Raw genomic sequence first — 21,981 nt, forward strand, 5'->3', positions numbered from 1 at the left:
TTCAGCGGGGCGGCGGGCGCTTGTCGAGGGCGACGAGTGTGCCGTTCAGCGGGATGAGCGCCTGCCCCCTGGCGATCGGGCCGTCGAATCCTTGGTCGTTCCGGAGGTCTTCGATCGGTCCCTTGTCGGTCAGTCCGACGTATTGGATCGGTTGGCCGTCGCGCAGGAACAGGTAGGCGACTCCGTCGGGTCCGCCGACGGAGGGGGTGCCGGTGAAACAGATGTTCTGCTCGGGATAGGAGATTTCCATGATGTTCTGGGCGCGCCTCGCGGTGTTGGCCGCGAGGACGATCATCTGATCGAAGTCGCGTCGCCAATGGGCGTCGGCGGCAATCTCGTCGACCGAGGTCAGCCGTGACTTGTCGGCGGCTCGTCGAGCGGCCGCGGTGACGAAGGCGGGGCCCGAGCCGAGACGCTCGGGGGAGTCGACTGGGAACGTCACGTCGCACGACTTCTTCGAGTTCGGCATCGGAATGCACGCGGTGAGGGACAGCGCGGTGGTGGTGGCGCAGGCGAGCAGTGCCAGCGTGCGAGCAGTGGTCCCAGTGGTCATCGGTACGGCACACTCCATTCCGGTTCGGCCAGCAGCAGCGGTATCCCGTCAGGTCCGGCGCGGTAGGGAATCAGCTTCTGCTCCCACGTGATCCGTGCTTTGCGCTCGGTCGAGTACAGGATCGGGTGCGACCCGGTCCACGGGACGCTCTGCACGGGAGTGAGGCTGTCTTGGAAGATGTAGGTTCCGCCGTGGTTTCCCGCCGGATCGGGCGGTGAGCGGAAGTCGAATCCGTGCCAACACGGCGGCGGCGGGCTGTGCTGATCGGAGTAGGTCATCTCGTCGAGGTCCGCCTTGGTGAACCCCGCTCGCGCGCTGTAGACCACAACGTGGGTGTACCTGGGACTGGGCCAGTCGGCGGCCGCTTCGCGGGGCCAGCCGGCGGCGTCGGTGATCTGCTCTAGTGTGGTGGGGCGTCCAGCCAGCGCCGCTCTCTGCAGCGCTTGTAGAAAGGCCTCGTTTGATCCGAGGGGCGTCGGTCCGTCGGCATAGCGGAAGCTCCCCGTGCAGGGCTTCACCGCGGTGGGCGCCGATTTCCGGCCGGCCAGGTGACAGGAAGAAACGGCGACGAGCAAGGCGAGCGCGATAGGTAGCGCGGCGAACACTCGGGTGCGTTTGGGCTTCACGATTGCTCCGCTAGTTCGCCGGCATCGGGATGCCGGTGGTGCGGGGCACCCCGGTGCCCTTGCCGTCAGCGTGGGCGGCGCCGTCCGCAGTGCTGCGATGGATCTGGAGGTCGTGTCCGACGACGATGTTGTCCCCGTTGCTGATCGACGCGCGCACCTTCGTGGCGAGTTCCTCCGGCGAGGCGTTGGGGTTCTCCATCGCTATCTTGCGGCCGACCTCGTTGTTGTACAGGTCCATCGCCTCGCGGGCCGGAGCATTGCCGCCGAGGCCCTCGTGCGCGGTGCCGTACGCCTTGGCGAAGTCCGCTCCGAAACGCCTGGTCATCAGGGCGTTCCAGTAAGTGTGACGGAAAGCGTCGGAGTATCCGCTGTCAACGAGGTTCTTCCTGTTGTGCGGATCCACGTCGTGGGGGAACTGTGCCCATGCCTCGTTTTCGGCGCGTTCCTTGATCTTGTAGAAGTCGTACACCGAAGCCGCGAAAGCCGCGGGATCCCCGTGGTTGAGTGAAAGTATGATGGCAATCTCTTCCTCGGTGAGCATCTCCGGTGTTTTGTCCATGCCGATCGCCTTCAGCGCCGTCCGCAGCCAGGGGGGAGGGAAGAGGTAGGACTTCTTGCTGGCCTTGGTCTGGTACTTGCGCATGATCTCGGCCAGATCCTTATCGGACGGCAGTTTGTTGGCGCCCTCCTGAACGGCCCGACTCAGCTTCTCCATATTGGAATTGAGCTTCTCGAACCCGGTCTTGTCGATGATCTCGATCCGTGAAAGGGCAGCGGTGATTTTGGAGGTAAGGTCGTGCTCTTTGGCTTCCTTCAACGGCAGCTTGTAAACGGCCGACGGTCCCCACTTCTCGATCCATTCTTCATTCGACAGCTTCGAATAGACCTTGCCGTCGTCGTTGCACAGCAGCTGATACTCCGAATGGTCGACCTCGTCCAACGCCTCTTTGACCACCTGCGCCTCGGGCTTCAGCTGATCGAAGAGCTGGCCCGCTTGGTCGGCGATGTCTTCGATGACGTTCGCCGTGATGCGTGCATCGTCGGCGTGCATCCGGGACAGGTTGCGGGCGGCGTCCCCGGCGCTTCCGGCCCAATCGGAGCCGCTGGAATCGAACTCGACACTCGATGACCGAACGGCGGCGCGGAAGTTCTCGCCGCGCCGTTTCATTTCCGCGATCGTCTGATAGCCGCTGGCGAACGTCCACTTCGCCACCACCCGGGGTGCATAGCTACCCACCCCTAGCCCCCGATCCGGTGGCGGTTGTTGCGCTCGGTGTGCTCGTAGGCATTCGCTGACTTGGTGGCCAGGTCGCCGAAGTGCGCAATCCGCTGTGCGTGGTACTCGATTGCCTTGTCAAGCGCGATCGCCGAGTCACCCAGGCTGCGGGCCACCAGCGCCCCTCGGGCGTCGGATTCTGGGTCGTGGCCGCCGTTCAGCGGCTTCGCCTGGCCGATAGCCTTCGACGCGGACCGCGCACTCGTCGCGAGATCATGCAGGTGCGAGACGTTGACCGTGGTCGGATCCGGGGCCATCGGGGACTCCATTCGAGGTCTGGATTGTCAGGATTGCGGCGCTGGACCGAAAGCAGGCTATCACCGGGCGCCGGGTCAAACCTTGCGGTGGTACTTCAGATCGCTGACGACTTGCGTGAGGAGTCTGGTGAGTTGCTTTGCGGTGACGGGGGTGGATGACTTGGTCTTTCGGCCATAGGCGGCGTATCGACCGTCGCCGGTGATGTCACCGATGGCGACTCGTGCTCGCGAGAGGACGGTGGTGTCCTGGACGTCGAGCTCTTCGAGGATGAATTCACCGAGTAGATCCGTGGGGGCCGTCAGGAGGATGTGTCTGGCGCGATCGACCGGGTCGGGCGTGGCGTTGATCAGCACGGAGTCTGGTTCGTCGGTGCTCGTCATGTTGGGGACCGGCGGGAGACGCCCGGGTTCTCTGGGCGGTAGAGCGGAGACGAGGGCGGTGATCCAGCCGGCGAGGTCGGTACTGGTGATGCTGACGCTGCCGCCGCGGTGGGCCCAGGGGTCGCCGGGGGCGGTGGATTGGGAGGCGATGACGGCATTGCCGTCGCGGAACCCGGACGCGATCCGCACCCCGCGCTTGCGGTTGTTGAGCGGGAACGCGACAACGCTGATCCGGTGCGACGGGCGGTTGAGGGTGTCGATGGCGGCAGCCCGTGCCTCGGTCATCGTGGTCAGGAGGTGTGCTTCCGCGGCGTCGTTGACGGCGTCTCGATCGTCTGGATCAACGTCGTCGAGGTTCGCGAACAGTGGGTAAGGCAAGCGATCGAACCCATCGGCATCGCACAGGACCGCCAACTCGGTGGGGGTCAGTGTCCACACGCTCATTCGTTGATGACCGGGGGAGCGACGGGCGCCTGCTCGCCGATGATCTCTTCGGTGTTCTCCTTGGTGACCAGGTAGTCGGCGGCCTTGTGTTCTTTGCCGTCGGCATTCTTCGACGCACTGGCCCCGCGGCCCATCATCGGGTTGCCCGATCCCTTTGAGGCCGCGGCTTTCTCGGCCTGCATCGCTGCTTGCAGGCCGGTGCGCGGTGACATCGCGGCCGGACGGGTGGATTTGGCCGCGGCGCCGAGCCCGCCGGCACCGACCTTTCCGCCACCGCCGCCTTTTCCGCTGCCCGCGCCACCGGCGCCGAGTCCGGCCGGTGTCGTCTTGATCTTCTTCTTGTCGATCGGAGTACCGGGGACGACCGGGGTGCCGGACTTGTTGGCGTTGCCGTTCTTGTCTCCGTTGCCAGAGCCATTGGGTGCCGAGGGAGTATTGGCGTTGGGGGATCCCGACGACGGGTTGCCCTTCGACGGCGACGGCGTGTTCCCGGTCGGCGACTTGGGCACATTCACCCCGGCCGGTGACGGGCCCGCACCGCCGGCACCACCCGTGCCCCCGCCACCACCCGCACCGCCGGACCCACCCGCGCCACCGCTGCCACCGACGCCGGGCATTCCGCCCACCACTTCGGGGACCATCAAGTCCTCGATTTTGTGGTTGTTGACGTCGTTGACGGCCGGATTGAACATGCTCGAGACGATCTCGTTGAGACGCCGCTGCTCTTCGGCGGCTTCGTTGACCTCGTCGCTGATCGAACTATCCCCAAAGACGACATCGCCGAACCTTTGAAACTTGCTTTCGCCGCCTTTGGACGCGGCCTCGATCGCTTCCTTCGTCTTGCCGAAGCGGTCCGCGGTAGAATGCAGATGGTTCTGCATTTTGATGGCACTGTTCTTCATGGGCTCGCCCACTTGCGAGAATGTCTCCACTGAGGCGAGCATCTGGTTCGCGGCCTCCCCGGTCCACGAGTTTCCCATGATCTGCATGATTGAGTTCAAGAGATCCTGCGAGTGGGTGTAGGCCTCTTCTCCCGCGCTCCATCTATCTGCCCGCGTCGAAATCAGATCACTCTTGATCGGCGCTGCGCTGCCCTTGATGTATTTGGTATCAAGCCCTCGCGGCTCCTGTCCAACATTTCCGCCGGCGTCAATCTTCCCTTTTCTTCCCGTTGTGGTGGGATTCTTTCCGCCTTGGATGAGGTCGGCGTTTCTTTGCGAACGTTCGTCCGGATGGTCGTGACGATAGCGCCCAAAGAATCTCTCACGTAGGCTATGGGGATGTTCCTTGGACACTAAAGAACTCCTGTTAATTCGGGAGAAGGTAGGATTCGGGCGTACTGAAGATCAGCGCGGAGTGTAGATCAGTGCGGACCAGAACCGGCGATATGGCTTTGGTTGATTTGTTCTTGCGTAACGATGCACTTCGCTGCAGCCTCGAAAGCGTCTGCCATGGACTTTGCAACGTCTGCACAGTCGCTGGCTTGCTGTGCCCACTTCTTAGATTGAATGTCGTAGAATTCCTTGGCCTCGATTGACGTGCCGAATCCTCCAAATCCATCCAGCGACTTAAGGTTCGCAATCGTGCGACTTAGATCACGCATTTTAGCAATGTATTCATTACATGCGACAACAGCTTTAGAGGCGGCTGCCGAATCGAAGGTCATCTCGCCGTTGCCTGCTCGCGTCGAAAGACTGTGGAAATCGTCAGCTAAATTGCCCAGAGTCTTATGCTCACTCATAGCATGTTCCTTATTTCTTGAGGGGTGCGGTCGGGGTGAAGGGTTGAACGTGTTGCGCTGCTTGTTCCACTTTGTCGCAAGCCTGTTCCTGGGTCAGTGGATAATGCGAGCTTTCCGATACCGTGTATGAGGCTGTGCCGAATACTGTGCCGACGGAAATTGAGCAAGTATGGGGATCTCCGGGGCCGTCCCATCCTTCAACACGGTAGATGCTGGCAGGCTGACCATTTAACTTAGTGTCTTTCTTGTGAATTCTCGATTGGTTGTCGAGATGTTCTTGGTAGGTGTACACAAGGTAGTCAATGCCGAACCCCCATGTCTCGGTCGCATCGCCGCCCGGTGGTACCGGTGAGTTGTAGAGGCAGGTCAGCATGACTTGGTAGCTGGCTTTGGGGTGGGCTTCGCCGACTGCTCGGCTGCTGGGGTCGAGTCCGGCGGCGCGGAGTGCGGTGTCGGGGATGCCGGTGCAGGGGTCGGGGAGGTGTCCGGTCCAGCCGGATTCGTCGCCGCGGACGCCTTTGAGGGTGGGTGTGGGGTCGCTGGGGGTGAAGGGTGAGTGTCCGGTGGTGATGGCGATGACGGCGGCGGCGAGGCCGATGACGACGACGATCGCGGCGGTGCTCAGTCCGATGACCAGGCCTCGGCGCTTCTTCTTGGGCTGTGTCGGCGGCACCGGTGGGTACGGGTTTACCGGGTAGTTGCTGGTCGGGTAGCCGCCAGCTGAATAGACAGGGGGCGGTGGCACGGGTGGCCCGGGCGGCGGGTAGCCGGGTGGTGGTGTGCTCACGGTGTGCTCAGTTCCCCTCGTGGTCGTCGTCACGGCCAGTACCGGAGAACTTTACCGTATCGGTGGCGCCTGTCGATCGTCTCGCCGACGGCTTGCGCGGTGCTGGTTCCGCGTCGCTGTGCGGGCTCTTCGGAAGCGATGAACGTGGATCAGCATGGCGAATTTGCCGGAATCCGAACAAAACGTCCGGTTAATCGATCCTCACTTCTGTAGCGGTGTGGTGGGAATAAAAGGCTGGAATGCGTTTGCTGCCGCCAATACTTTGTCGCAGGTTTGCTGCTGTGTGAGGTGGACATTCTGGTCATCTGCGATGGTGTAGGAAACCGTTCCAAACACGGTTCCGACTACAAGAAGACACTGATGCTCACCATCCGGAGGGAACCATCCCTCGACGCGATAGAAGTTGGCGCGTTGTCCTTGTACCCGGGTCTCCCTCTTATCCACACGCGAGGTATTATCCAGGTGCTCCTGGAAGGTGTATACGAGGAAGCTGACGGTCAATGAGTATGTCCACGTGACGTCATGGTTGATACCAGGAGGTATCGGGGAGTCGTAGAAGCAGGAGACCATGACTTTGCCGTGGTCGCGCTTGCGGCTCTGAGGGTTGAAGCCGGCTTCGCGTATTGCGGCATCGGGGACGCCAGCGCAGGGATCGGGCAGGTGCCCCATCCAGCCGGAGTCTTCGCCTCGGACGCCTTCGAGGGTGGGTGTTGGGTCGCTGGGGGTGAAGGGTGAGTGTCCGGTGGTGATGGCGATTACCGTGGCTGCGAGTCCGATCACCACAACCAGTGCGGCGGTGCTCAGTCCGATGACCAGGCCTCGGCGCTTCTTCTTTGGCGGTGTCGGTGGCATCGGCGGGTACGGGTTCGTCGGGTAGTTGCTGGTCGGGTGGCCGCCGGCCTGATAGGCAGGGAGCGGTGGCACGGGTGGTCCGGGCGGCGGGTAGCCGGGTGGTGGTGTGCTCACGGTGCGGTCAGTCCCCTCGTGGTCGTCGTCACGGCCAGTTCCCGAAAACTTACCGTATCGGTCGCGTCTCTCGATCGTCTCGCCGACGGCTTGCCCGGTGCTGGTTCCGCGTCGCTGTGCGGGCTCTTCGGAAGCGATGAACGTGGATCAGCATGGCGAATTCGCCGGAATCCGAACAAAACGTCCGGCTGATCGATCCTCACTTCTGTAGCGGGGCGGTTGAAATATAGGGTTGAAAATGGGTTGCTGCAAGGACGGTTTTATCGCATGTTTGCTGCTGAGTCATTTTTGCATTGGTATCGTCATTTATCGTATAGATCGCGATTCCAAACACTGTTCCGATAGCGACCATGCATTCGTGTAGGCCTCGGGATGCCCCCCAGTTCTCGACCCGAAAGAATGTGGCTGGCTGGCCATTGATCTTTGTCCGCCGCTGGTCCACTCGCGATGAGTTCTGGAAATATTCCTGATAGGTGTCTATAAGGAAGTCGATACTGAGTGACCAAGTGTATGTGGCGTTGTACTCGATTCCGACGGGTTGAGGAGAGCTATAGTAACAACTGATTATTACCTCATTCTCACCTTTCAGGTCCCTCCATCCGCGATTCCGGGTTGTCGGGTCGAGGCCTGCGGCGCGGATAGCGTCATCGGGTACGCCGACACAGGGATCGGGGAGGTGTCCGGCCCAACCTGAGTTGTCACCGCTGCCTTTGAGTGTCGGCGTCGGATCAGACGGGGTGAAGGGGGAGTGTCCGGTGGTGATAGTGATGACGGTGGCTGCGAGTCCGATCACCACAACCAGTGCGGCGGTGCTCAGTCCGATGACCAGGCCTCGGCGCTTCTTCCTGGGCCTTGCCGACGGTACAGGCGGGTATGGGTTCGTCGGGTAGTTGCTGGTTGGGTGGCCGCCGGCTTGGTAGGCAGGGGGTGGTGGCACGGGTGTTCCGGGCGGCGGGTAGCCGGGTGGTGGTGTGCTCACGGTGCGGTTAGTTCCCCTCGTGGTCGTCGCTACGGCCAGTTCCCGGGAACTTACCGTATAGGTGGCGTCTCTCGATCGTCTCGCCGACGGCCTACCAGTGCCGGGTCCGGGTCGCGAGCGGACGGAAGTCGGACTAGCTCTCCGCGATGCGACAACGCGGCCTCATTTCGTGGGAACGCGCGGGTAGAGGACGGTAGCGACTTCGGTGGCCTTGTCGCACGGCCTATTCCCTCCTCGGGAGAGGCGATATTCGACGCTGCCGAACACTGTGCCCGTGGTGATGGTGCACGTTTGGGAATCCTCGGGATGGTTCTTGCTAGCCGTCGACCGAATCGCGCGCTGGCCGAGAATCGTCGCGGCGTGTAGCTCTGGGTCGCGGGGGTCGGAGCGCACCCGCTCATCGAGGTTCGCCGTGGAGTACGTCACGTAGACAAGCCACGTCGGCTTATCTCGTCCGAGGAAAGCGAGGAAAGCACAGACACGTTCGTCGGGCGTACCTTCGGATACCGCGTCGCGCTGGGCGTTACCGCCTAGGCGGATCAGGTCTCGTGTCGACAGCGTGGAGCACGGATCGGGAAGCTGCCCCTTCCATGGTGAGTCTTTGCTGGCCACCGTCGCCGTCGTAATCGAGTTCGACGGCAGGCTGGGGGAGTTGCGTCCGTTGATCGTTGTGGCCGAAGCAGCGACGACGGTGATGGCTACCAGTGCGAGGAGTCCGGTGCCGATACGGGCTATCCGTGCGCCAACGGCGCCGAGGGTGATGAGTGCCGGGATCATTGTGATCACGAATGGTGTGACGATCATCCAGGGATTCCACATCGCTGTTGCGTCGCTGAAGACCGATGCGACTGCGCCGACGAGGAGGAGGACGGACACTGCCAGGGCGGCGATGGCCAGGGTCCTTCTGGGTAGTAGGCGGGGTGCGCAGGCGATTGCGGTGAGCACGTAGCCGATGGCTGCGGAGACAAGCGGGAGGAAGACGACCCACGGTGTCGTGTGTGCGCTGTTGATCCCGGTCGCCCAGTGGATACCGCCGACGGCGATGAACGCGATCGAAGATGCCGTGGCTAGCAACAGTCCGACGATCGAGCTGGTGAAGCAAACGACGCGGACAATGCGATTGTCGCTGGCGCCAGTTGACTGTGGGAAGCCGTAGGGCGGAACCCGGGTAGGTCTGGGACTGGCCGCTGAGTACGGCGTGGGGGGTGGCATGGTCACGGGCGATCAATCTTCCTTCACGGGGATGTTCTCGTTGGAGACCGGAGTCAACGGCTCCCGTCGCAGTGAAGATACTCAAAGGAGTTCTTCATTTTGGTTGAGTATCGGTAGGTACAAAGGGTTGCATGGTGTTCGCCGCGTTCCAAGCTTTTTCGCATACTTGCAGTGGTGTGAGGGGGTGGTTGGTATCGTCGCCCGCATAGTAGTATGCAACCCCAAATGTCGTTCCGACCATTACTCCGCATTTGTTCCCTGGGGTATTTCTCTCTATTTCTTGTTGGAAGTAGCTGGCAGGTTGTCCGTGAAGAGTCGTTGGGCGCAGGTCGTAAATTGTGTCGGTGTGTAGTTGTTCGTCATACGGATATGTGGAAAACCAAACGTTGAGACTCCAGGTGTAGGTTGCGTCGTATTGAAGTCCCTTAGGCTGCGGCGAAAAGTACATACATCCTCGGATGCTTTTGACGTGTGATTGGACGTCGTGGCGTGCAGCGGGGTCGAGGCCGGCGGCTTTGACTGCGCTGTTGGGGATGGTGTCGCAGGGGTTGGGGAGTTTGCCGCGCCATGGGGACTGGTCGCTGGCGACGGTGGCTGTCTTGGTGGGGTCGGTGCTGCCGGGCGTGGTCTTGTTGGTGACCAGCAGGGCGATTCCGCCGCCAAGGACGATGACGGCGAGGAGTGCGGCTGCCACGATCCACCCGGTTCGTCGTCGGCGTGGGTTCGGTACATGCGGTTCGGGGTAGGCGTACCGCGCGCCGTTGGGATGGGCGCCGTAAGGCGGTCCAGGTGAAGGTGGGATGCTCACGGGGCGGACCATACCTTTCAGGACCATACCTTTCATAGGTGTCTTGTGCGACGGACGTTATCGCAGCGTCGGGCATCGACAGGCAGGTTGGCGACCTTCCAACGACGTGCCCGCCGCCGACGTCGAAGGTCTGACCTTACTGGCCGCGAGCCGTTTGAACAGGCTGCTGTTTTGGCGCGCACGCCGTGATCGCTCGATCGTCTGCGATTCGGTGTTCGACGTTGCGAATGTCGGCGTAGACGGTTGGTCCTGGGGGACTGCCGACTGAATCACAATCTATTTGTTGGAGCCGCGGCGCCTCCCGATTCGGGCGGAGCGGGGGATGGTTCCGGTGACGACGAAAAATAACGTCAAGATAGGAAGTCCCACGTAGATAATGGATGAATGTGCATCAACCACCCCTGCAGCAATCAAAACGCCCGCAGCAATCCCAGCCAGGGCGGCGGCCACTCCGCAGATAATGCGAATGAGTCCACGCGGCAAAGGCCGTTTCAAACAAGCGAGCGCGATGATGACAACAAGAGTGGCCGCGAGCGAGAGGCCGATGTATACGAAGGCGTGCTCTTTGCCGTAGCTCTGGGACCAGAGCACGAGCGCCTGGCCGAGGCAGAAGAGAAATGCCACGACAGCGCAGGTGATGGTTGCAGCCCGGTCTCCCCGATCGCTGTCTTGGGTGCTCATCGTGTTGCTCCGTTTCTCGTACACTGGTGCGTCACGTCGGCTTCTACTTAGTCGGGACGCCAGGGTATAGCGCGGTCGCTACCTTTACGGCCGTGTCGCAAGGTCGATGGTACCGATCGCTGACTCGGTACTCGACGGTACCGAACACAGTGCCGATAGTGATGACGCACTCGTCAGAATGCCCGGGTGTCAGCACTGACTTGATTCAGATTAGTGCGCAGTGCCGCGAATCTGGTTGATGACTTCGGTGAGATCGGCGCGACCAGCCCAGGAAATCTATTCGTCGGGGCTGCGGTGCCTCCGGATCCGAGCGGACCGAGGAATGGTACCAGCGACGACGAAAACGAACATCAACATGGGCAATCCCACATAGGTAGTCGATAACTTCGAATCAACCATGCCCGCCGCAATCAAAGCCCACGCAGCGATCCCGGCGAGGCAGGCAGCAGCTCCGCAGATGACGCGAATGGGTACGCGTGGAAATGGGTGTTTGAACCACGCTAGCACGATGATGGCGACGAAGATGGCAGCAAGTGGGAGACCGATGTAGACGAAACGGCGCTCATCGCTGTGGTTCTGAGACAAGAGCATCAGCGTCTGGCCGAGGCAGAATAGAAATCCCACCATGGCGTAGATAGCGGTTTCAATACGGTCTCCACGCTCGCTGTCTGGAGTCTTCAAGAGGCCTCTGCTTCCTTCGGGTCATCGAAACTAGTCACGCCGGTTTCACCGACCAATCGGCATCGCCGTCGAGCACCGTCGCATCGCTGAAATCGCCCGATGTTGTCGCTTTTGGCCACTTACCGTCTTCGAAGCCGTTTGCGCTGTCACCTTCGACGTTGAGGCTCGAAATGTTTGATGACTGAGTATTAATCATGTTGGTTATAGCCGCCGCAAGCCCAAGGAGTATAATGATTCCCTTCACTGAACTTGCCACGGCTGCCGCGGCCGCAGGTATCGCTCCAATCACCGTTTCCGCAGCGCCAAGTTCTGCGCCCAACTCAACAAGAAAGCTTATCGTTGCAGCCGTCACGCCGATGTAGAAAGCGATTCCGGCCCCGCCAGCTGAAGACAGTGCGGTCCGCAGACTTCCCGACATGCTCGCCACCCGCGCTGCGGCGGGCGCCTGCTTTCCGGTCGCACCTCGGTAGTTGTCCGCGGCTGATCCCTGCCATGACCCGAGGGCAAGCTTTGGGGAGGTGATGCCAGCATTCAGATTGTTGGCGCTAATCTGGATATGTCCCCAGCCGTGGGAGGCTTTGATGAAGTAGACCGGCGCCCAGCATCCCCGGAGGTACTCGAGAATCTTGTCGAGTAGCTTCTGGGCGGTCTCCAATGCCCATTTTCCGGCTGAGATGATCGCATCTGAATTGTTCAGAATGAAGCGTGCAAGAAAACTGTTTGCAGCGACGGTGAACACCACGCCGATATCCGGAATTTTGTGGCTGATCTCTTCCAGTTTATCTAGAAAGTCTTGGATCGCCTTTTCGGCATCATTCATTTGTATCTCCTCGAATTTGGGGAATGGTTGTGGTCAGCTCTGAGTGCCCTAGAGACTATGACTATCTGTGGCGCCTAGTACAAGCCGCGAATCGCGTGTTCGTTGTTGCGCTCCTCAGCTTCATAGGTTTTGCCGGCCTGGATCAGTGTGCTCGCGATAGCTGTCATCTCGTCGTGCCCTTCTCGGCACCGGGTTGAGATTCCCTTGCGAACTTTGTCGTACGGCCCCGACATTGGAAAGAATATTCCAGATTCAAGGGTAGTGAAATCCAATTCGTCAGCCTTCGTTGCGATACCTTCTACGGTTTTCGCGTGTTCGTCCCAGAGTGGACCGGCGGCCTTTAGTTCTCCGATTGCTACCCAGAGATTCTTGGGGGGTGCCATACTATTTACTCCTTCGCGTCTGGATTGTTGCCGTTTGTTGTGGCGGTGATGTATCCGAGGACTTGAGATATTAGCTCTCTCGTCGCGTCTTCGGTCTGTTGCGCTGACTCCTCAACTCGGCGTAGGGCGTCGTGAGCGAGTTCGAATGCGTAGTTTACTTCGCGGCTGAGCACTGCGGGCGACTGTCCCGTCGCCCATTCCTGATCGATTTTGAGATCGACAATTCCAAACTTTCCTACTTTGACTTTTACCGTCTTCGCACTATTGGTAACTTCCCGGGTGGAGTCTCCGACAGATGCAGCGTGACTCTGAAGGTCTTGCGACATTTCAAATATCTGCGCTATGCCGAAGGGATCTGAGGCTGGCGCGACTTCGAAGTCGTGGATACTGGTCGTCTCCGGTGGAGTCTGATGCCCGGCGGCTCGGAACTCTTCCTCGGCGCGTTCCCACGCGTTGTTGGCTGCGATCGCGATGGCTTCAATGATCGTCGCGTCGAGTCTTGTTCCACTGGTTGCCCACGAGCCGAAGATAGTCACATCTTGAGGGAGGTTGTTTCTCGCCAGAGTTACCTGCACGCTGCGCGAGCGATCTTCGGCTTGTCGCGGATGTTGAGGGTTCTTTGCCCACTGGTCTATCGTTTCGAGTTCCGCGACGGTGCCTAGCAGGTCGTTGGCGAGGTCTTCGAACTCTCGCATCATATCTTTCATGTGGTGGGTCTCATCCTTAGATTTCGTGCTGCTGAAGGGTGTCCGCCTTCGTCGACATGGTCGGGTCAGGAGCGGTTGTGGCTACCGAGCGCAGGGTCGACGATGGTGGGAGCGTACATCTTCGGTTTGTCCGAATTGGCGAGCCGGTGTGGCGTAGCTCACACTGGGCCGTGACCTGCTGGTCTTTCACGTTCAGGGGCCAACCGGGTATCGTTTGACCGAATGATGCCGGTGGGCGGCAGGCCCTCCGCGAGCGTGATTGCAGGGGGAGTACGAGGCCATGCGCCGCGGGCACTGCGTGCCGGGCGGGCGCGGGAACGCAGAGTTTGTCATTCAATGGATCCACGCAGACGAGGCGTGTGCGAAGATTGTCCGCCGTAGGGCTACTTGATGAGGGGAAAGACATTGAGCGAGCAAGTATCAGCAGAAACCGACGGCATCCGTGCTTACGGGGTCGCGACCGCAGCGATCGGTGACGTCATCACCGCAGCTAGCGGCATGAATCTGGCGGCCAACGTTGCCGTCATGGTGCCCGTTTTCGGTCTGATCGGCCAGGACTTCCTGGCATCGTTCGGCGTCGCGCAGTTCAACAACGCGGCGTCGTCGGCGCTGCTCGCGGCCGTACACAACGGCACCGCGGCCGGTGCGCTCGCCGGTGCGGAGCAGTACGACACGACCGACGCCTCCACCGCGACCGCGCTCACGTCCGCGGGCAAGGGTCTGTGACGAACGCGCCCGCGGTCGGGGCGCCTACCGGGTTGGACCTGATCGCTCACAGCCCGGTCGCTCCGCTGCTGAACGTGCCGGTGCCTGATCTGCTGAACCAGATGGGCTTGCCGCCCCTGCCACAGATGCCGCATCTTCCGCCGCTACCGGGGCTCCCGGAACTGCCGGCCATCGACGTCGAGGCACTGTTCAAGCCGCTGACCAACCTGCTCGGCGGCTTCGGTACCGGCAACCTCTCGTCGGCACCGTTCGACCCGACGCAGATTTTCAGTCAGCTTTCCTCCGCCCTGCAGACCGCGGTGACCATGGGGACCACCGCGATGCAGGCGATGCAGTCGGTGTGGAGCGGTGTCGCCTCGGTGGCCGCCGCGGGGAGCGGGGCTGCCGCCCAGGCCAACGGCGTCGCCACCGGTGCGCAGAGCAAGGGGATTTCGGCGACGACCACTTCGGCCAGCGTCGTCGTGGCCCGAAACGCGGCCCTGCTGCAGGGAGTGATCTCGAGTTTCGCCAGTGTGGTCGCCGCTATGAACGTCGCGATCTTCACACCGGTCGGCGCCGGCATTCTGATGGGAGTGGCCGCAGCGCACCTTTCGGCCGGCCTAGCGATCGTCGCCGAAGCGCGCGCCGAGTTGAGCGCGCATACCGGGGAGATGCTCGCCACCGCCGTTCCGGTCGCGATCACGGCCGTGCCGCAGGTTCTTTCGGCCGCCACGCAGGCGGTCAGCACCGCCGCCCAGGGCGCGACCCAGCTCGCGTCGACCGTCGCCAATGCCGCCAAGCCGGTCACAGACAATAAGGCGACGCTCAAGACCCGCCCGGACCTCGCGAAGCGAGGGAAGAAGGACGCTCTCAAGGGCAAAGGCGGCGCAGGCAAGGGCGGCGGCGGCAAAGGTGGCGGCGGTAAGGGCGGCGGCGGAGGTGGCGGCCTCGGTGGCATGGCGACGCCGCTGGGTGCGCGCCCCGCGGAGTCGTTGGGCTCGCCGAACGGCAAGAGTTCCAGCCGCGCGACCATCGACACCACGACGACGGTCAACGGCACCAACGTTTCCCAGTCCGGCGGCTACATGCCGATGGGCGGGGGAGCAGGGGCAGCCGGGGCCGCGGGAGCGGCCGGCGCGGGCGGTGCCTCAGCATCCTCGTCGCAAGACCGCAACCATGCGGTCTCGGCGTCGCACACCGAACTGGTCGGCGACCTGCCGATGGCCTCACCGGCCACCGTCGGGGGACCCGACTCGCTCGGCCTCAACCTCGACACCGACGATTCGACGGCCGAAGCGCCGCACCTGAGCTGACCCGGAGGACCTCATGTCGCAGAATTCACTTTCCGTCAACACCGCCGCGACCCAGAAGTCGGCGGTTCAGCTCGACGACATCGCCCAGCGCATCGAGCGGGTGATGAACCTCGCCCGCGAGACGGTGGCGGTGCAGTCCGCCGGGGCGGACAAAGTGTCGGTGACCGCTGCCAACACCTTCAACACCGTCGCCAAGACGTTCGACGAGCAGATGACCGCCGGCACCAAGGTCATGCGTGAAGTCTCGACGGCGATCACCACCCACGGCGCCTCTGTCACTCAAGTGGATGACGAGGTCGCCACGACGATCGTCTTCGTGTAAGACTTCGCACATCAGCATCACGACGAGCGCGCAGGGAGAGTGATTTGACCGGCTTCACCGGCGAAGTGTGGCAACGCATTCCGGCCGAGCAACTCGCGCGCGATCTGATGGATGGTGTCGGTCCCAAGGCCCTGTTCGAATCGGGTCTGACCTGGCTGAATATCGAAGCCGAGTTGAACGAACTCGCCGCCGACGTCGCGCATTCGATCAAGACGGTCGACGAGGGCTGGCAGGGTGACGGCGGCGAAGGCATGATCGGCGCCCTGCGGAAACTGCACACCTGGCTCGTCGAGACCGCCGACATGGCCCAGCGCAACGCCAAAGCGGCCGAGGTCCAGGCCGTGGCGACCACCGTCGCCCGGACGACCATGCCGCAGGCCTCCGAGGTCGAGCAGCTCACCGAGCTGCACACGTCGATGAAGACCATGGATTTCCCCGCCGGCAGCATGCTCGGCGGCGGAATGGCATTCGTCGAATCGTCCCTCAAGACCGTCAAGGCCCAGGCCGCGCGCGTGATGGAGACCTACGAGCAGGCCACCACCCCCGTCGCCCAGCCATGGGACCCGGTGATCGCGCCCAAACAACTCGTCAAGGTGGTCGAGGTGAAACGCCCCGACGGCACGTTGGTCTCGATGAAGGGCGGCACCGGACGGGTTCCGGTGGCGGCGCTCAACGCACTTGTCGCGACGGTGATGGCACCGGTGGCGCGCACGGCGGGCACCAGCGAGTACAACGTGCAGAAGCGGCAGGGCGTCAATCCCGTGTCGGCGAACATCGACGACGAGCTGGTCGAAAGCGCCGTCGTCGATCACGTGGACCAGGCTCAGACGCAGGCCCAGGCAACCCAGGCTCACACGCCGATGGTCGGGCCGATGAGTGCCGCACCTGCGACGTCCGTCGGCTCCGGCCACGCGGTCAGCCAGCTCAACCTGACCACCGTCGACGACGGTGAATCAGTGGCTCCGCAGGGTGAACAGGTCGCCGCACCGGCGGTCTTCGGAATGGCCGAGGGGAATCAGGCGTGAGCGTGCTGACCTCGGCGAGCCAGATCGCACTCTCCGAAGAGGAATTGACCAGCCTGTGCCGCATCCTCGGCGTCCAGGTGCTGCCCACGGTGCTCGCCGTCGACCTCGACGCGGTTGACGCCGACGAGTCCGATGCACCGGTCCGGGCCGCATTGGCCGAGCGCGGCATCCTCGATTCCGACGACGATCTCGACTACGGCCTCGCCGAGCAGCTGCGGGCGCTCGCGACGCCCGACTGGACGATCGAGTGCCGCCGCGTCGACGCCAAGCAGATGCTTCGGATCTGCCTGGTCGCCCGCGGCGACCTACGTCTGCTCGTGGTCCGCGACGACGACGGGTTCACGCTCACCCCGCAGACACTGCCGCGCGACGGCGAGCTGATCGTCGCCGCACTCACGCCGTACGTCGGAGTCGGACAGTCAGCTTCAGTCGCCGAATTCCGCTGTCTCAGCGACGATTTGGACCGCCACATGAGTACGGCACGGTCCGCGCAGGAGTACGCGGGCGTGTTTGCGGCCCTAGGGGCCGACGTGAAGCAGGCGGGTCAACTCGGTACCTTGCTCACCTCCTGTGCCGGGCAGACCGAGATCGTCGCATACCATCCCGCGTTGACTGTGCCGCGCGTCACAGCCATCATTGACACGCCCTATGGGCGGATAGTTTCCACCGCGCTCGCCGAGTTCGGTGACCCACGGCGATGGACCACCATCGCACCCGGCAGCAGGGAACGAGTGCGCGACGCGCTCGCCCGACTGCTCCACGATTTACCCGAGGGGGGCTGACATGTTGGCTCTTAGCGGGGGAAGGAAGGCGGCTTCGGCCGCACTACACACGCCGAGGCTTTCCGTTCACCGGATGCTGAGGTCACTCAGAAAGGAAAGTCGGTATGCCGTCGACTCAGATTGATATTCCGGCCATGACCAAGGCCAAGTCGGACATCTCGAACGTCCAGAACGACATGGAGGGCCTCCTCCGCCAGGTCCACGCCACCCTGGAGAGCTCCTCCGGTGTGTGGAAGGGCGACGCCCAGGTTGCCTTCGCCAAGGTCACCCAGGACTACAACGACGCCGCGCGAAAGATGAACACCGGCCTGATCGACATGGTCAGCAAGCTTTCGTCGTCGCTGAACAAGTACGGCCACCAGGAGAGCGAGACCACGCACGCGGTCACCACTGCCGGCGGCTCCCTGAACATGAACCAGTAGTCGTTCACACACTTTCGAAAGGACCCTGAGCATGACCATTCATTACAACTACGCCGGCATCGAGTCGCTCGTCGGCGACGCGCTGCGCGAGCAGAAGGCCCTCCTCGACATGGGCAACCACCTGCAGGCCATCACCGACAGCACGCAGGACGCCTGGGACGACCCGGAGTCGGCCGAGGCCTTCCGTGCCGCCCACCGCAAGTGGGTCGAGGGATCGACCCAGCTGCAGGAGGCGCTCGGCGCCGTCGTCCGGGCCGCCGGCCAGGGCAGCGACGACATGAACCACACCAACAAGAAGATCGCCCAGGTGTGGGCTCACTGAGTCTCTAGCACGGCTTCTGAGGCCGGGATCCGCATTTAACGTGCGGGTCCCGGCCTTTGTTGCAGCGCGTGTTCGCCGTTTCTGCAAGGTCAGGTTGCGTACAACGAGGTGAAGGTGCCATGAAGCTGCTGCGAATCCTGTTCCGCCCGTGGTCGCTGTGGCTGTTCTTGCTGTCGGTGCCGCTGAGCTACGTACTGTTTGTCGGGCTGTTCAGCATCGTGGTAGTTGCCAACAGTGGGGAATTGAATGACCTCGAACCGTCCCTGGTCGGCTTCTCGATCCTCTGGGTACCCGGTACCTACATCCTGATTCCCGGATGTTGGCTGGTGCTGTCGCTCATCGGGTCAGCGATTCGCCGACTATCAGGGAACGCGCCCCGCAACGACGGGGAGCCAGACAATGCAGTTGCCGGCGAGGGGGCTGTGCACGCGTCCGCGGAGCCGCTCACAGGCGGCCAGGAACTCAGATGACCCGTAGTGGCGCGTCGCCGGGCCTCACTGCGCGGCGGAAGTCTTGCGGTTCCCGAACAACTGCCGCTCCTCGTTGGTCGACACCAACCGCAGGCGCGTGCGCGAACCGGGGCTGACGACCGTCACCGTCGTCGGATCATCCGAGTCCTGGTGGAAGGCGAGGTCGACCCCGTCGGAGAGTGACATGCGCATCGCCGGGCGGCGGTGCACCCGGATGTGCGTCGCGATATTCGCGTCCTCGACGGCCTCGTCGGAATCCAGCAGGCACAGCGTGTACTGCGGCAGCGCCTGCTGGGCGGGCATACGCCAGGCCGAAACCCACATGCTGGCCGGGGCGGCAACCGCGTCGACCATCGTCCGCCACACCTCGGGGCGGTCGGTGTGAATCAGGATGCGGGCGCCGATGACGCTGGCGCGCAACACGATCTGCTGGACCAAGGTCAGCCCACCCCACACTTCGACGCGTTTCACGCGAGGCCCGAAGAGGTTCATCGCGACCGCTCGGCCCTTCTCGTCGGCGCCGACGAGCTGACCGCAGCCGCCGATGGCCAGGTGGATGGAATCGAGGTCCTCCACGGTCCCGAGCCCCTCGGCGACGGGCAGCTGTTGGCGTGCGAGGGGGAGGGTGGCGCGCAGCGCGGGCAGCTGATCGCCCTCCAGCAGGCTCAATTCCGGCGAGGGCGGCTGTGTCAACGGGCCGGTCGTTCCGTAGCGCACGAGCGTGTCGATGGAGTGGATGCCCGATCCGTTGTCGTTCTGTACCGCGGTGCGCGTGGTCACCGAGATGCCTGGGTGCGACCAGATGTTCTGCAGGGCGGCGACATCCAGGCTCGGTCCGAGTGCGTAGACGGCGCTCCGGTAACCGGCCCAGTCGACGCCGTTCCACTGTTCCGACGCGGTGCGCAGCTGCATCCCGTCCATCAGCTGGGCCGAGAGCGCGGTGATCTCGGCAGCGGTCAGCGCCGTCGCGTGGTAGGACTCCGCGGCCATCCGGTTCGCCAGTCGACGCGTCGCGGAGATCGCCGTGCGCAACGCGCCGGTCGGTCCGCCGCCGCGGGAGGCGACGGCGTCGGGACACTTCGCCGGGTTCAGGCGCATCACCAGGAAGACGTCCTGGTGGGCGACGGCCCCCAGGGTGCCGACCAGCTCGGTGTACACGCGGGCCAGGTACGGGCTGGTGCGCGTCTGCCAACCGTGGGTGATGATGTCGATCGAGGTGACCTCGATGTCGAACTGGTGCAGCGCCCGGGCGATCGTCCCGACGTTGAGCGTGCGCTCCGGACCGACCCCCGGACTCAGTCGCGTCAGCTCGCCGGGCCGGGTGGCCACCCGTAGCACCGAGAGCAGCTCGGTGCCGTCCCACCGCAGCCCGATCAGACCACCGTCGGGGGTGGGAACGTCGAACGGCGGCCGCGGGTTGGGCTCCTCGGCACGGGTGCGGCGCCAGAAGGCCAGTCGTCGTTGCAGGTGGGCGCCGAGCGTCATCCCACCGCGCGGCGTCGCGAGCAGCAGACCCAGCCCGACGCCGACGATGACCGCGACCAATGCCGTCGCCCACACCGGCAGGGAGGTGAACAGCTCGAGGACCGCGAACAATGCGACGGCGAGCAACTCGGTGACGACAATGGTCCACAACGGAACCGTCTTGTAGAGCGGTTTGGGGTGTTGCGTCAGGCTCGGCGCGTCGCCGGATGAAAATACCGTCGCCGATCCCGGGTGCGTGAGCACGGTGCCGGCCGGGGCCAATGCGGGACTTCCCGGGACCACAGGTTTGAGATCCGACGCCCGCCCACGATTTCCCCACCTCACGACGGCTGATGCTAGCAGGACGGGTGACGGTCACCGCGACGAGGCAAGTATTGTCAATGCGTTGAAGGTGTACCGCATTGGGCGGCGACGAGTCTCGGGGGAATCCGCAACGTGGCAAAACGAACTACCACGCCTCAGGTAAACGGCTACCGGTTCCTGGTGCGGCGCTTGGAGCACGCGCTCGTGCGCCGCGACGTCCGCATGATCCAGGATCCGATGGGGGCCCAGGTCAAGTCGTTGATGATCGGCCTCATCATCACGGTGCTGATCGTCGGCATCGGTCTGGTGATGTCGTTCTTCAAACCGCAGGGCTCCGTCGGCGACGCCAAGATCCTGGTGTCGAAGAACTCCGGCTCCCTGTATGCCCTCGTCGACAACAGGCTGCACCCCGTCCTGAACCTCACCTCGGCCCGCCTCGCGACGGGAAGTGCGGAATCGCCGACGTCGGTGAAGGAATCGCTGCTCGACAAGTTCCCGCGCGGATCGCTGATCGGCATCCCGGGCGCCCCGTGGTCGTTGGAGGCGAACGGCTCCGGCTCGCCCAGCCAGTGGACGGTGTGCGACAAGACGTCCAACCCCAACAACGCCGACAGTTCGACCGCGGTGGCCGTGATCGTCGGCGATGTCGCTTCGACGCCGCACCTGACGGGCAAGTCGGGCCTGCTGGTGACCGTCGGCGGCAAGGAGTACCTGATCACCGACAACAGCCGGGCCGAGATCAACACCGACGACACCGCCGTCGCCGACGCGTTGAAGCTGCAGATGGTGACCCCGCGCCCAATCTCGCGCGCCGTGCTCAACGCCATTCCGGCTGCGCGCCCGATCGTCGCACCCACCATCGCCGACGCCGGCAAGCCCAGTCGGTTCGCCCTCGGTGCGCGGACGCCCATCGGATCGATCATCGAGTCCGACGCGGTCGGCGGCAAGGAGCTGTACGCCCTTCTCCCCGACGGGGTGGAGTCGATCTCCCCGCTGGTGGCCTCGATGATCCAGGTGCGGTACCGGTCGTCGGTGGTGCAGGTCAACCCGGCCGACCTCGCATCGGTGCCGCGGGTGAAGGCGCTCGGCGTGCAGAGCTATCCCACCGAGGCGCCGCATATGGTCGACAACCCGTCGGCCCTGTGCTTCCAGTGGTCGCCGAGTGGCATCGCCTTGACGATGGGACCGGAGGTCCCGGTCCCGACCGGAACCACGATGGTGCCCGTGATCGGCCGCACCGGCGCCGGAGCGCAGGCCGACGCGGTCGCCCTGCCTCCGGGTAAGGGCTGGGCCGTCCGGACCACCGGCAACACACCGGACAGCACCCGAATGGACTCGTACTTCTTCGTCAGCGACACCGGCGTACGTTTCGCCGTGCCCGACGCCGACGTCTCGGTCCTCGGCCTGCCTGAGCCGCAACGCGCACCGTGGGCGATCGTGTCCCTGCTGCCGTCCGGGCCGATGCTCTCGCGGGAAGCCGCACTGGTCGAGCGTGTCGACATCGACACCGCTTCTCAAACGGGCAAGTAG

Annotated in this window: 28 protein-coding genes; 10 read left to right on the forward strand and 18 right to left on the reverse strand. The window is 63.2% G+C overall.

The genetic code is table 11. The annotated features are described in order from the left end of the window. Position 1: 1 nt before the first annotated feature. The 12 genes from HUN08_RS06990 to HUN08_RS07045 all read right to left on the reverse strand — a co-directional run bounded on the left by HUN08_RS06990 (position 2) and on the right by HUN08_RS07045 (position 9,916). Positions 2-553, reverse strand: a complete 552-nt coding sequence (locus HUN08_RS06990) for a hypothetical protein (protein WP_124247489.1) — start codon at positions 551-553, stop codon at positions 2-4. Then, positions 550-1,179, reverse strand: coding sequence for a hypothetical protein (locus HUN08_RS06995; RefSeq protein ID WP_124247488.1), 630 nt, complete (start codon positions 1,177-1,179; stop codon positions 550-552). The genes HUN08_RS06990 and HUN08_RS06995 overlap by 4 nt, the downstream gene beginning before the upstream one ends. 10 nt (positions 1,180-1,189) lie before the next feature. Further along, positions 1,190-2,416, reverse strand: a complete 1,227-nt coding sequence (locus HUN08_RS07000; protein WP_124247487.1) for a hypothetical protein — start codon at positions 2,414-2,416, stop codon at positions 1,190-1,192. 2 nt (positions 2,417-2,418) lie between these two features. Then, positions 2,419-2,712 carry a hypothetical protein gene (locus HUN08_RS07005; RefSeq protein WP_124247486.1) on the reverse strand — a complete coding sequence of 98 codons (294 nt, stop codon included), beginning with the start codon at positions 2,710-2,712 and terminating at the stop codon, positions 2,419-2,421. Between the two features lie 75 nt (positions 2,713-2,787). Next, positions 2,788-3,537 (reverse strand): ESX secretion-associated protein EspG, encoded by a 750-nt coding sequence (locus tag HUN08_RS07010; RefSeq protein WP_124247485.1) that lies wholly within the window; start codon positions 3,535-3,537, stop codon positions 2,788-2,790. After that, entirely contained in the window at positions 3,534-4,832 is a 1,299-nt protein-coding gene (locus HUN08_RS07015; RefSeq protein WP_124247484.1) for a WXG100 family type VII secretion target, read from the reverse strand. Before HUN08_RS07015 ends, HUN08_RS07010 begins: the two co-directional genes overlap by 4 nt. Before the next feature lie 68 nt (positions 4,833-4,900). Next, positions 4,901-5,278, reverse strand: a complete 378-nt coding sequence (locus HUN08_RS07020) for a hypothetical protein (protein WP_124247483.1) — start codon at positions 5,276-5,278, stop codon at positions 4,901-4,903. A 10-nt stretch (positions 5,279-5,288) separates the two neighbouring features. Beyond that, the gene (locus tag HUN08_RS07025) at positions 5,289-5,951 is read right to left on the reverse strand and encodes a DUF3558 family protein (RefSeq protein WP_165353412.1); all 663 of its coding nucleotides are present in this window, start codon (positions 5,949-5,951) and stop codon (positions 5,289-5,291) included. 315 nt (positions 5,952-6,266) lie between these two features. Continuing rightward, complete coding sequence (locus tag HUN08_RS07030) at positions 6,267-7,031, reverse strand: DUF3558 family protein (protein ID WP_124247481.1); 765 nt, start codon at positions 7,029-7,031, stop codon at positions 6,267-6,269. Positions 7,032-7,230: 199 nt separating this feature from the next. Beyond that, positions 7,231-7,824: a DUF3558 family protein gene (locus tag HUN08_RS07035; RefSeq protein ID WP_165353411.1), complete on the reverse strand. Its 594-nt coding sequence runs from the start codon at positions 7,822-7,824 to the stop codon at positions 7,231-7,233. Positions 7,825-8,172: 348 nt separating this feature from the next. Then, positions 8,173-9,084: a DUF3558 family protein gene (locus HUN08_RS07040; RefSeq protein WP_165353410.1), complete on the reverse strand. Its 912-nt coding sequence runs from the start codon at positions 9,082-9,084 to the stop codon at positions 8,173-8,175. A 232-nt stretch (positions 9,085-9,316) separates the two neighbouring features. Continuing rightward, positions 9,317-9,916 (reverse strand): DUF3558 family protein, encoded by a 600-nt coding sequence (locus HUN08_RS07045; RefSeq protein ID WP_165353409.1) that lies wholly within the window; start codon positions 9,914-9,916, stop codon positions 9,317-9,319. Positions 9,917-10,136: 220 nt separating this feature from the next. On the opposite strand from HUN08_RS07045, the gene HUN08_RS07050 reads away from it, so the two are divergent. Continuing rightward, positions 10,137-10,298, forward strand: a complete 162-nt coding sequence (locus tag HUN08_RS07050; protein ID WP_165353408.1) for a hypothetical protein — start codon at positions 10,137-10,139, stop codon at positions 10,296-10,298. Positions 10,299-10,306: 8 nt separating this feature from the next. Here HUN08_RS07050 and HUN08_RS07055 read toward each other — a convergent pair whose 3' ends face one another. From HUN08_RS07055 to HUN08_RS07075, 5 genes are all read right to left on the reverse strand, one after another. After that, positions 10,307-10,711: a hypothetical protein gene (locus tag HUN08_RS07055; protein ID WP_124247477.1), complete on the reverse strand. Its 405-nt coding sequence runs from the start codon at positions 10,709-10,711 to the stop codon at positions 10,307-10,309. A 276-nt stretch (positions 10,712-10,987) separates the two neighbouring features. After that, on the reverse strand, positions 10,988-11,392 hold the full coding sequence (locus HUN08_RS07060; protein WP_124247476.1) for a hypothetical protein: 405 nt from the start codon (positions 11,390-11,392) through the stop codon (positions 10,988-10,990). A 34-nt stretch (positions 11,393-11,426) separates the two neighbouring features. Beyond that, on the reverse strand, positions 11,427-12,212 hold the full coding sequence (locus HUN08_RS07065; protein WP_124247475.1) for a hypothetical protein: 786 nt from the start codon (positions 12,210-12,212) through the stop codon (positions 11,427-11,429). A 74-nt stretch (positions 12,213-12,286) separates the two neighbouring features. Continuing rightward, positions 12,287-12,595 (reverse strand): hypothetical protein, encoded by a 309-nt coding sequence (locus HUN08_RS07070; protein ID WP_124247474.1) that lies wholly within the window; start codon positions 12,593-12,595, stop codon positions 12,287-12,289. Between the two features lie 5 nt (positions 12,596-12,600). Further along, positions 12,601-13,302: a hypothetical protein gene (locus HUN08_RS07075; protein WP_124247473.1), complete on the reverse strand. Its 702-nt coding sequence runs from the start codon at positions 13,300-13,302 to the stop codon at positions 12,601-12,603. 405 nt (positions 13,303-13,707) lie between these two features. Between HUN08_RS07075 and HUN08_RS07080 the strand changes: the two genes are divergently transcribed. The 8 genes from HUN08_RS07080 to HUN08_RS07115 all read left to right on the forward strand — a co-directional run bounded on the left by HUN08_RS07080 (position 13,708) and on the right by HUN08_RS07115 (position 18,663). Next, positions 13,708-14,028: a type VII secretion target gene (locus HUN08_RS07080; protein ID WP_301546937.1), complete on the forward strand. Its 321-nt coding sequence runs from the start codon at positions 13,708-13,710 to the stop codon at positions 14,026-14,028. Beyond that, positions 14,025-15,320 carry a hypothetical protein gene (locus tag HUN08_RS07085; RefSeq protein ID WP_174900893.1) on the forward strand — a complete coding sequence of 432 codons (1,296 nt, stop codon included), beginning with the start codon at positions 14,025-14,027 and terminating at the stop codon, positions 15,318-15,320. The genes HUN08_RS07080 and HUN08_RS07085 overlap by 4 nt, the downstream gene beginning before the upstream one ends. Positions 15,321-15,333: 13 nt before the next feature. Continuing rightward, entirely contained in the window at positions 15,334-15,642 is a 309-nt protein-coding gene (locus HUN08_RS07090; protein ID WP_124247470.1) for a PE domain-containing protein, read from the forward strand. A gap of 44 nt (positions 15,643-15,686) precedes the next feature. After that, entirely contained in the window at positions 15,687-16,667 is a 981-nt protein-coding gene (locus HUN08_RS07095) for a PPE domain-containing protein (protein WP_124247469.1), read from the forward strand. Further along, positions 16,664-17,449, forward strand: coding sequence for an ESX secretion-associated protein EspG (locus HUN08_RS07100; protein ID WP_124247468.1), 786 nt, complete (start codon positions 16,664-16,666; stop codon positions 17,447-17,449). Before HUN08_RS07095 ends, HUN08_RS07100 begins: the two co-directional genes overlap by 4 nt. A gap of 104 nt (positions 17,450-17,553) precedes the next feature. Further along, positions 17,554-17,871, forward strand: coding sequence for a WXG100 family type VII secretion target (locus HUN08_RS07105; RefSeq protein ID WP_124247467.1), 318 nt, complete (start codon positions 17,554-17,556; stop codon positions 17,869-17,871). Between the two features lie 31 nt (positions 17,872-17,902). Further along, positions 17,903-18,193, forward strand: coding sequence for a WXG100 family type VII secretion target (locus HUN08_RS07110; RefSeq protein WP_124247466.1), 291 nt, complete (start codon positions 17,903-17,905; stop codon positions 18,191-18,193). A gap of 119 nt (positions 18,194-18,312) precedes the next feature. After that, entirely contained in the window at positions 18,313-18,663 is a 351-nt protein-coding gene (locus HUN08_RS07115) for a hypothetical protein (protein ID WP_124247465.1), read from the forward strand. Positions 18,664-18,687: 24 nt separating this feature from the next. Here HUN08_RS07115 and eccE read toward each other — a convergent pair whose 3' ends face one another. After that, complete coding sequence (gene eccE / locus HUN08_RS07120; protein WP_165353406.1) at positions 18,688-20,430, reverse strand: type VII secretion protein EccE; 1,743 nt, start codon at positions 20,428-20,430, stop codon at positions 18,688-18,690. Positions 20,431-20,583: 153 nt separating this feature from the next. Here eccE and eccB point away from each other — a divergent pair, with 153 nt between their 5' ends. Further along, positions 20,584-21,981: a type VII secretion protein EccB gene (gene eccB / locus HUN08_RS07125; protein ID WP_165353405.1), complete on the forward strand. Its 1,398-nt coding sequence runs from the start codon at positions 20,584-20,586 to the stop codon at positions 21,979-21,981.

The sequence above is a fragment of the Gordonia sp. X0973 genome (assembly GCF_013348785.1).
GTDB lineage: Bacteria > Actinomycetota > Actinomycetes > Mycobacteriales > Mycobacteriaceae > Gordonia.

Excerpts from the sequence above, each read along its gene's own strand:
- HUN08_RS07105 (WP_124247467.1), top strand. The coding sequence starts at position 17,554 with ATGCCGTCGACTCAGATTGATATTCCGGCCATGACCAAGGCCAAGTCG.
- HUN08_RS07010 (WP_124247485.1), bottom strand. The coding sequence starts at position 3,537 with ATGAGCGTGTGGACACTGACCCCCACCGAGTTGGCGGTCCTGTGCGAT.
- HUN08_RS07065 (WP_124247475.1), bottom strand. The coding sequence starts at position 12,212 with ATGAATGATGCCGAAAAGGCGATCCAAGACTTTCTAGATAAACTGGAA.
- HUN08_RS06990 (WP_124247489.1), bottom strand. The coding sequence starts at position 553 with ATGACCACTGGGACCACTGCTCGCACGCTGGCACTGCTCGCCTGCGCC.
- HUN08_RS07005 (WP_124247486.1), bottom strand. The coding sequence starts at position 2,712 with ATGGCCCCGGATCCGACCACGGTCAACGTCTCGCACCTGCATGATCTC.
- HUN08_RS07070 (WP_124247474.1), bottom strand. The coding sequence starts at position 12,595 with ATGGCACCCCCCAAGAATCTCTGGGTAGCAATCGGAGAACTAAAGGCC.
- HUN08_RS07055 (WP_124247477.1), bottom strand. The coding sequence starts at position 10,711 with ATGAGCACCCAAGACAGCGATCGGGGAGACCGGGCTGCAACCATCACC.
- HUN08_RS07020 (WP_124247483.1), bottom strand. The coding sequence starts at position 5,278 with ATGAGTGAGCATAAGACTCTGGGCAATTTAGCTGACGATTTCCACAGT.
- HUN08_RS07110 (WP_124247466.1), top strand. The coding sequence starts at position 17,903 with ATGACCATTCATTACAACTACGCCGGCATCGAGTCGCTCGTCGGCGAC.
- HUN08_RS07075 (WP_124247473.1), bottom strand. The coding sequence starts at position 13,302 with ATGAAAGATATGATGCGAGAGTTCGAAGACCTCGCCAACGACCTGCTA.
- HUN08_RS07115 (WP_124247465.1), top strand. The coding sequence starts at position 18,313 with ATGAAGCTGCTGCGAATCCTGTTCCGCCCGTGGTCGCTGTGGCTGTTC.
- HUN08_RS07090 (WP_124247470.1), top strand. The coding sequence starts at position 15,334 with ATGTCGCAGAATTCACTTTCCGTCAACACCGCCGCGACCCAGAAGTCG.